Raw genomic sequence first — 9,003 nt, 5'->3', positions numbered from 1 at the left:
AAATAGTTGTTCTTATCTTGTGTTTTTTCAAAATTATTTTCAACAATTTTTATATTAAAATTTTTGTTAGTATCGAATATATGAGAATTTAGGGAATTGGGTAATCCAATTATGTCAATTTTACTGCCATCACAACTAGTTACAATAATTCTCGGTGCGGTTGTTTGTTCTAACTCACGACTCGTTGTAATTGCTCGATTGATTAAAGCATCATACTCTTTCTTAATTTCAATTGCTTTTAGCTTTTCTTGTGGCGAAAATTGTACTCCTTTAAATAAATCTTGGAACTGCTGGGTTGAACGAGGAATCAGCGAACTTTCTGCAAATACTTCGTTGGTCATTTTTACCATCATATCGATAGCTCCATGACCTTTAATGTTCATTTTTCGACTTGAAAATACCTCGTCTATTTTTCGTTCTTCAACCCAAGGTGCGATATCGGGATTGGTGACAATAACTTTGCAGGCATTAATAATTTCTGGATTGGAACGATTTGCACTTTTGCCGCGATCTACTTCTATTTGCAGTTCTCCTCCTAATATCCCAACTACATCATGATATAAATTACAGGATTTTTCTAAAATATTATTTTGATTAGTTTCTAATGCTTCTAGTTTACATAAATCAGATATTTCTAAAATTTGCTTTTTAATTCTATCTGGATATTGAACGGGATATTGTTTATCTGTTTCTGCGGCTAACATTTTCTCTATACCTTGACAAATACTTCGGATGAAATCAGCAACTTCATTTTGAGGAATGCAAAGACACTCATTTTCTAGGGCAATACCTTTCATACATAAGTTGGCAATTAAACCAACTTTATTTTCCATTGCTTGTAGTGCTATTTGCTCAAAACTACCTTCATAAGACTTTTTTGCTAACTTGATAATTTCTGTATAGCGATTTTCTTGAAGCTGTTTTTGTTTGATTTCTGCTGTAGTGTGGGGAAACTCAGATGCAAGGGCAATTGACATGCGATCGCCATCACAATCACTCAAGGATATTTTCAATCCTTGGGGTGACATTTTAATAGTTCCTTTGTCGAAAGACTCGTTATCTAAATGTCTATTAATAAAAATATTAATCGTATTACTATTTGCCGTGGGTCCTCGATAAACAATTACTTCTTCTCCATCGGGAAGATTTGGATAAGATACTTCATTAGCTGCTAATTCATGACAAGTTTGTGCCATAGCCGAATCGAATTTTATAAATCGTCCGCTAGCACAATCTAGATATTGCTTGCGCCAATGTTCTTGGAGTTTATCTATAATTTTGGGATGCTCTAAAAGTTGATAGTGTCCTTCTAAATCTGCCCTTAAAATGCGATATATCATATTTCGATCCCTATCGCCAAAAGTGCGATCGATTAATTTTTCAAATTCTTCTAAATTGAGATGGTCGAAGTCAATAAAATCGTCATTATACTCCTTATGGGAGTGGCGATCGCAATCGCTTAGATTTCTTCTATCCATACATCCAACATCGATTGACCTCACATAATCCTGGGCTATTTTGCGAGGGTCATTTGTCATTTCTTTGAGTTCTTCGAGACGCTGTTCTAAACGGGGAATTACATCACCTTTTACACCGTTAGGAAAAGAATTCCAAAATTGAGAACCTGTAGAAGTCATCCCATAGTAAGCATCGGTTTTATTTCCAATCCCGATTTTCATTGTGTATTCACCAGGGTTTATAGGAGCAGATTCTTTCCTGCTCTCTCCCTCTTTCCCTCCTCCCCACTCCTGTTCCCGTACTCTTCCCTTCAACTGTTCTGTAGAAATCACCAGGTCATATCCACCACCAATTTTAGATAAATCGCGAGGTGCAAATGTGCCCTTTCCTAGCTGCCATGTTGAATCGAGTGGTTTGCTTTCATCGTTCAAACCTTGGCGTTTTTCCTTGATTCCAAATCTCGTTTGAAATGGTGTTTGAGCTTCATTTCCTAACTCTTGATGCAAGCGTATATCGATTTTCCCGTCACCATCTCCAACTAATTTAATTGCTGTTTCTGGTGACAAAACTCCACCATTTTCTCCTGTCGTTGCATTTACAACTAAAACCCGCAAATTTTCTCTTTCAGCAAAGCTCTTACAGGGTGTAAACATATTACTCCCATAAGCTGCACCAAAGTGGGGTCGATCGAACATTTGCACGCACAGCGATTCATCCATAAAATAAAAGCGATCGTCAGCAGCAAATTCTAAGCTCCAACCTTGCTTTTGAAACTGCTGTAGGTCTGATTCAGTCGTTAAACCTCGATAAACTGTCCCTAATTTAAATGTGGCATTGGGAGCAAAATATTCTGCCAAGCAATGTTCGATTGTTTCAGTAATTGGTATATCGTTAACGACAATGGGTTTTCCTGTTTTGGTGCAGAAGTGTTCTAGGATAATTGCCATAGATAATTATATTTTTTGGGATTACAACTTCTTAATTTATTTGTCTTCTATCTATGGGAAGATAAGCCTGAAGGCATAAATATTGCTATCACTATAGTGATAAAAAAAATATCCTCTACAAATAACATTTTTGTATTAAAATTTAGTATCTAACTGTGAGGTTAACTATGAGTCATTTAGAACCACAATATAGTTCAATATATGACTTCGATACTGATAGTGATTTGTTGGCTGAAGGTATAATTGATGCCGACGACTTAGCTGCGATCGCGGGTTTGCAAATGCAACAGGAAGAGCTATCTAGATTAGAAGATGAGGAGTTGGAGAAATGGCTGGAGATAAAGATGCCGGAAGAAAAGCAGCCGAATATAGTGCCAAATAGCTTACCAAATATATTAGATGAAGAAGTGTTTTAGTCGAAAATAAATATTGCCCCAACAGGGGCATTTTTATTAAATATCTGGATGATTATTGTACGGAAATCGAGCGAATTAAAATACTCATCAGTTCTCCAGGATTAGGACTTGGGACTAAAGGACTCCAATCGTTAATATCCGCATATCCAAGTTGATGAAGAACCCGCATTGTTCCGGTAATCGCTTTACTCGAACCAATTAAAGTGTGTTTGATGATTTCCCTTTCTGGTAAAGATGGGGAATTTGCTGGAGTGTTGGAAGTGGGTAGGTTAATGCCGCCAAGAAAGCTTCTATTTCGACATTTTATTCTATATCTTCCTTTATTTTCTGATGCTTTAAAAAGTTGAGATATTCGTAGAGCTATTTTTGTTTTTTTGTATGCGTTAAGGCAGTTTCCCATAGGTATCGCTCTTAGTTTCGACATAGTTTCCTCCATTTTTTCTCTACTATTTATCCCGTGAGGGATGGGATTGTTATCTGACTTTTGACACTCTCTGACTTCAAGGTACGGAGATTCTTGAATTTAAGACATAACTTGCTCAATTAGGGTTGTCTCAGAAAGAGTAGAGGTTAGTGTTGCCTACGTCTAGCACATTTGACTGTATTGAAAAATAGCGGTAACAATAATTACAGTATTCATTAATTACTGTTTTTCTATTGTCAATGGCGCTTACCCTCAAATTATGACTAAAGTCAGAACCATCCCAGAACAAGGTCAATTGGTTAACGTTCGTTCCCGGCAATTTGTAGTTACGGATGTTCGTAATACCACTTTACCTACGAATCCAATGCTGAGTGCGGTGGGAAAATCACAGTATTTGGTGAGTTTATCTTCAGTCGAAGACGATGCTTTGGGGGAGGAGCTACAGGTAATTTGGGAATTGGAACCTGGGGCTGTAGTTTATGAAAAAATGGAGTTGCCGAAACCGACGGGTTTTGATGCACCTGCGATTTTGGATGGGTTTCTCGATGCGGTACGCTGGGGTGCGGCTTCGACTGCTGATATTCGCACGTTACAATCTCCGTTTCGTAGTGGTATTGACATTGAAGATTACCAACTCGATCCGGTGGTGCGAGCGATTCAAATGCCTCGCGTGAATTTACTGATTGCCGATGATGTGGGTTTGGGTAAAACCATCGAAGCTGGATTAGTTACCCAAGAATTAATTATCCGCGATCGCTGTCGGCGAATATTGATAGTTTGTCCATCTTCGCTGCAAATTCAGTGGAAAGACCAAATGCGGGATAAGTTTGGTTTGGATTTTCGGGTAGTAGATAGTAATTTAATGAAGGAACTACGACGGAAGCGAGGAATTCACGTCAATCCCTGGCAGCATTTTCCCCGGTTGATTACCTCTATCGATTTTCTCAAACGCGATCGCCCTTTGCGTTTATTGCGGGAGTTGTTACCGGGGGAGGGAGAATCCATATATCCCCGCAAGTTTGATCTACTAATTGTGGATGAAGCACATAATGTGGCTCCTTCTGGTGGGGGTAATTATGCTGTTGATTCCTTGAGAACTGCGGCAATTCGGCTTTTAGTCCCCCATTTTGAACATAAGTTATTTTTGACGGCAACACCCCACAATGGCTACCCTGAGAGTTTTACAGCGTTATTAGAATTACTCGATACCCAACGGTTTGCACGGGGTGTTTCTCCCGATCGCAAGCAGTTACAGGTAATTATGGTACGTCGCCTCAAGTCGGAAATGCAAAATTGGGATGGTTCCCCCCTATTTCCGCAGCGCCACTTAGACGCAATAGCTGTGGACTATCCCCAAGGAGAACGACAGGTACATGCAAATCTCAAAAGGTATACTGAACTACGTTGCAAGGGAGTAACAGATAATACCGAGAAATATGCTACGGAATTTGTCCTGAAATTGTTAAAAAAGCGGTTGTTCTCCTCTCCCCAAGCATTTGCCACAACATTGGCACAGCATGAAGAATCCCTGAAAAATTCCCGTCGTCGAGGTTCCAGCAATTTATCTCGACCGACGGAAGGTATTTTGCGCCGCCAATTAGCACAAATTGACGAAGATTTTGCTGATGATGAATTGTATGAAGAATCAACTGATGAGGTAATTACTAATACAACTAGGTTATTTCGAGAACTGAGTGCAGAAGAACAAAGTTTACTAAGACAAATGCGTGAATGGGCAGAGACGATATCAAGAGTGTCTGATGCCAAAGCTCAAGAGTTGCTTAACTGGATTCATACCCAAATTAAACCAGATGGTAAATGGTCAAAGGAACGAGTAATAATTTTTACAGAGTATCGCGCTACTCAAAAATGGTTGTATAACTTGTTTGCAGCTAAGGGGTTGGTGGAAGGGGAACGTTTGATGATGCTTTACGGTGGAATGAAATCGGAAGACCGGGAACAGGTAAAAGCTGCGTTTCAAGCATCACCGGATATTTCCTCGGTGCGGATATTATTGGCAACGGATGCTGCAAGTGAGGGTTTGGATTTGCAGAATTTCTGTTCGCGCCTCATTCACTACGAAATACCCTGGAACCCGAACCGGATGGAGCAGCGTAATGGTCGAATTGACCGTCATGGGCAAAAAGCTAAAGAAGTGCGGATATACCACTTTGTTGGCAAAAATTACCAAGACAATTCTACCACAGGGGTAAAACCGGGTGAGTTGGAAGGGGATTTAGAATTTCTGATGCGGGCAGCGCTGAAAGTACACAATATCCGCGAAGATTTGGGTAAGGTAGGACCTGTGATTGCAGCACAGGTGGAAGAAGCGATGATGGGATATCGCACTGTTTTAGATACCACTTTGGCAGAGAGGGAATCGGAAGCCGTGCGACGGATGTTAAAATTTGAGCGCCAGGTGCGATCGCAAATCGAAAAACTGCGGGAACAGTTGGATGAAACCCGTCAACATTTGCGCCTAACTCCCGATAATATTGAGGCTGTGGTCAAAATTGGTTTGGAATTGGCGCAGCAACCAGCTTTAATTCCAGCAAAAATTGCAGGGAATGCCTATTATTTACCACCTTTAAAAAGTAGCTGGGCTGTTTGCAGTGAAGGTTTAGCCCATCCCCACACTAAGGAAATTCGTCCAATTGTTTTTGACCCAGAATTGGCACATGGTCGAGATGATGTGGTGTTAGCCCACTTAAATCATCGTTTGGTACAGATGTGCTTGCGGTTGTTACGGGCTGAAGTTTGGTCGAAGGAAGGTCGAAAAAATTTGCATCGGGTAACAGCGAGAATTGTCCCCAACTCGGTATTGGATACACCCGCAGTTATCGCTTATGGACGCTTGATAATTTTGGGAAGCGACCAACAGAGGTTACACGAAGAGGTAATTACTGCTGGTGGGTTGCTAAAAGAAGGTAAATTTAACCGTTTGGGAGTGATGAAAATTCAAGAAGCGCTTGCCGCAGCTTTGCCAGAATTAGCACCGGAAAATATCCGACAGAGATTAGCCCAATTATGGGATAGTCACGCTCCTGCATTGATGCAATCTTTGGAATCGCGGATGGAAGACCGTAGTAAAAGTTTACAACGAGATTTAGGCGATCGCGCTGCCAAAGAAGCGGCTGATATTACGGCGATTTTAACGGAATTGCGTCAAAGCATTCTCAAAGAACTGGATGAACCTGAGTTTAAGCAGTTGGAATTGTTTAATACGGCTGAGGTGGAACAATTTGAGCGTAATATTAACAGTCTTAAAGCGAGAGTAGAGCAAATTCCAGCAGAAATTGAGCGTGAGGTGGCTGCAATTCAAGCTAGGTTTGCAAATCCGACACCAAGATTGTTTCCCCTTGCGGTAACTTATTTGATTCCCCAAAAGTTAGCAAGGTAAGTTTGTAGTGAGGACTTTAGTCCTCATAATTCAAGAAGTAAGATAAGGACTAAAGTCCTTACTACGAGCCTTTAACTAAACTATTATTTTTAATTCTCCTATGTCTACTGCCCGTCATCACGCTGAATGGTTATCTCTAGTTGAGGCTTCTGGTCCTTTTCTCAGTTTACCTGTACTGTTGAAAGTGTTTCCCAATGGATTGGATGCCCACGATCCGGAACACTTGAAATTACTGCGATCGGCATATGAGGAATGGCAGGATAATCAATTAGGGGCAAAACCTGAACCAGCAATTCATCGGGCATGGGTAGATTTTGTGCTGCGGCAGACTTTAGAATTGCCAGATGAAGTTTTATTAACAGGTCAGCGCATTCCCACGGGGCTGGCTGCCACAATTGCTGAACAGGGTGAAACCTTACGTCCCGATTGGATTGTTCGTAGTGAGGACTTCAGTCCTCGCTTACTCATCCAAATCGTTCCCCCAGACCAAAACTTAGAAAAACCTCTGAAAGACCGCCGTTGGAAAGCCAGTCCAGCAACGCGGATGATGGAGTTGTTGCACACCTGTAATGTGCGGTTGGGATTGGTGACAAATGGGGAACATTGGCTGCTGGTAAACGCGCCACGGGGGGAAACGACTGGTTTTATCTCCTGGTATGGGGCGCTGTGGTTAGAGGAGCATATTACTTTACGTGCTTTCCGCAGCTTGTTGGGTGTCGCTCGCTTCTTCGGTGTGGATGATGGGCAAACTTTGGAAGCGCTATTAACTGCGAGTGTTAACGACCAGCAGGAAGTTACCGACCAATTGGGGTATCAGGTACGCAAGGCAGTAGAGGTGTTGGTACAAGCATTAGATAAAATCGATCGCGATCGCAACCGTAGTTTACTTCAAGGTATTTCGGAAACCACACTGTACGAAGCTGCATTGACGGTGATGATGCGGCTGGTATTTTTATTTTCCGCCGAGGAACGGGATTTATTATTATTGGGGGAACCGATTTACGACCAATTTTATGCCGTTTCCACCCTGCGGGAACAGTTGCAACAAAAGGCAGATAAGTTTGGAGAAGAGGTTTTAGAACGACGTTACGATGCTTGGTGTCGGTTGTTGGCGACATTTAGGGCTGTATACGGGGGAATTGACCACGATCGCCTGCATCTTCCTGCTTATGGTGGTAGTTTATTTGACCCCGACAGGTTTCCGTTTTTGGAAGGTCGCACGGGTGGCAGTTGGCAAGAAGTCTCTGCCGAGCCAATTCCGGTGAATAACAGGATTGTATTGCATTTGTTGGAAGCACTGCAAATATTACAAATAAAAATTGCTGGCTCCGTAGAACCTCGGAAAATTTCCTTCCGAGCCTTGGATATTGAACAAATTGGTCACGTATACGAGGGTTTACTCGACCATACGGCAGTTCGGGCAAATTCTCCCGTTTTGGGGTTGATAGGAACAAAATTCCAAGAACCGGAAATTTCCCTGGAAACGCTAGAAACCAAAAGCGAAGCCGAATTAATCAAATACCTCAAACAACAAACCGGACGTTCCGAATCCACCCTCAAAAAAGCCATTCACGTTCGTAGTGAGGACTTTAGTCCTCATATTAAAGAAGAAAGGGCTAATAATAGTCCTCATCAACTCCAAAAACTCCTCATAGCCTGCGATAATGACCAAGAATTATATAATCGCGTCCTACCATTTTTCAGTTTAGTGCGATTGGATACCCTCGAATATCCGGTAGTGATTCCCACGGGAAGCGTATATGTGACCCAGGGAAGCGATCGCAGGGAGACGGGAACCCACTACACGCCGCGCAGTTTGACCGAGGAAATTGTGCAGTACACCTTGGAACCGTTGGTGTATGAGGGTGTGGCTGAGGGGAAGCCGAAAGAACAGTGGAAACTCAAGTCAGCAGCAGAGTTATTACAGTTGAAAATCTGCGATATGGCGATGGGTTCGGGGGCGTTTTTGGTACAGACTTGTCGCTATTTGGGGGAACGGTTGGTTGAAGCGTGGGAAAATGCGGAAAAAGCGAATCCGGGTCAGGTGGTGACAGCACCGGAGGGAACTTTATCTAAGTCGCGTCCAGAGGAGTGTGTAATTCCCAAGGATGCGGATGAACGGTTGATGGTGGCACGGCGGATAATTGCGGACAGGTGTTTGTATGGGGTGGATAAAAACCCTTTGGCGGTGGAGATGGCGAAGTTGTCGCTGTGGTTGATCACGCTGCAAAAGAATCGTCCGTTTACCTTTGTGGATCATGCGTTAAAGTGTGGGGATTCGCTGATTGGGGTGAGTTTGGAACAGTTGCGTTATTGGAATTTGGACATAAGAGAAAGGGTTACATTGGGGTTAATTGG

3 protein-coding genes and 2 pseudogenes are annotated in these 9,003 nt (G+C 42.2%); 3 read left to right on the top strand and 2 right to left on the bottom strand.

Features of this window, described 5'->3' with window-relative positions:
* Nucleotides 1-2,405: pseudogene (locus CK510_RS20605) on the bottom strand (hypothetical protein); the annotation flags it as partial.
* A 167-nt stretch (nt 2,406-2,572) separates the two neighbouring features.
* Between CK510_RS20605 and CK510_RS20600 the strand changes: the two are divergent.
* The gene (locus CK510_RS20600; RefSeq protein ID WP_095723485.1) at nt 2,573-2,821 is read left to right on the top strand and encodes a hypothetical protein; all 249 of its coding nucleotides are present in this window, start codon (nt 2,573-2,575) and stop codon (nt 2,819-2,821) included.
* 52 nt (nt 2,822-2,873) lie between these two features.
* Here CK510_RS20600 and CK510_RS34425 read toward each other — a convergent pair whose 3' ends face one another.
* Complete coding sequence (locus CK510_RS34425; RefSeq protein WP_373695818.1) at nt 2,874-3,221, bottom strand: hypothetical protein; 348 nt, start codon at nt 3,219-3,221, stop codon at nt 2,874-2,876.
* A 283-nt stretch (nt 3,222-3,504) separates the two neighbouring features.
* On the opposite strand from CK510_RS34425, the gene drmD reads away from it, so the two are divergent.
* Both drmD and CK510_RS20585 read left to right on the top strand, forming a co-directional pair.
* A complete protein-coding gene (drmD, locus tag CK510_RS20590) occupies nt 3,505-6,645 on the top strand; it encodes a DISARM system SNF2-like helicase DrmD (RefSeq protein ID WP_095723484.1) in 3,141 nt (1,046 codons plus the stop codon).
* 100 nt (nt 6,646-6,745) lie between these two features.
* Nucleotides 6,746-9,003 (top strand): annotated as a pseudogene (locus CK510_RS20585) (Eco57I restriction-modification methylase domain-containing protein); the annotation flags it as partial.

The sequence above is a fragment of the Brunnivagina elsteri CCALA 953 genome (genome assembly GCF_002289455.1).
GTDB classification, from domain to species: domain Bacteria; phylum Cyanobacteriota; class Cyanobacteriia; order Cyanobacteriales; family Nostocaceae; genus Brunnivagina; species Brunnivagina elsteri.
The sequence above is the reverse complement of the archived record's forward strand: the minus strand, read 5'-3'. Positions and strand labels throughout refer to the sequence as shown.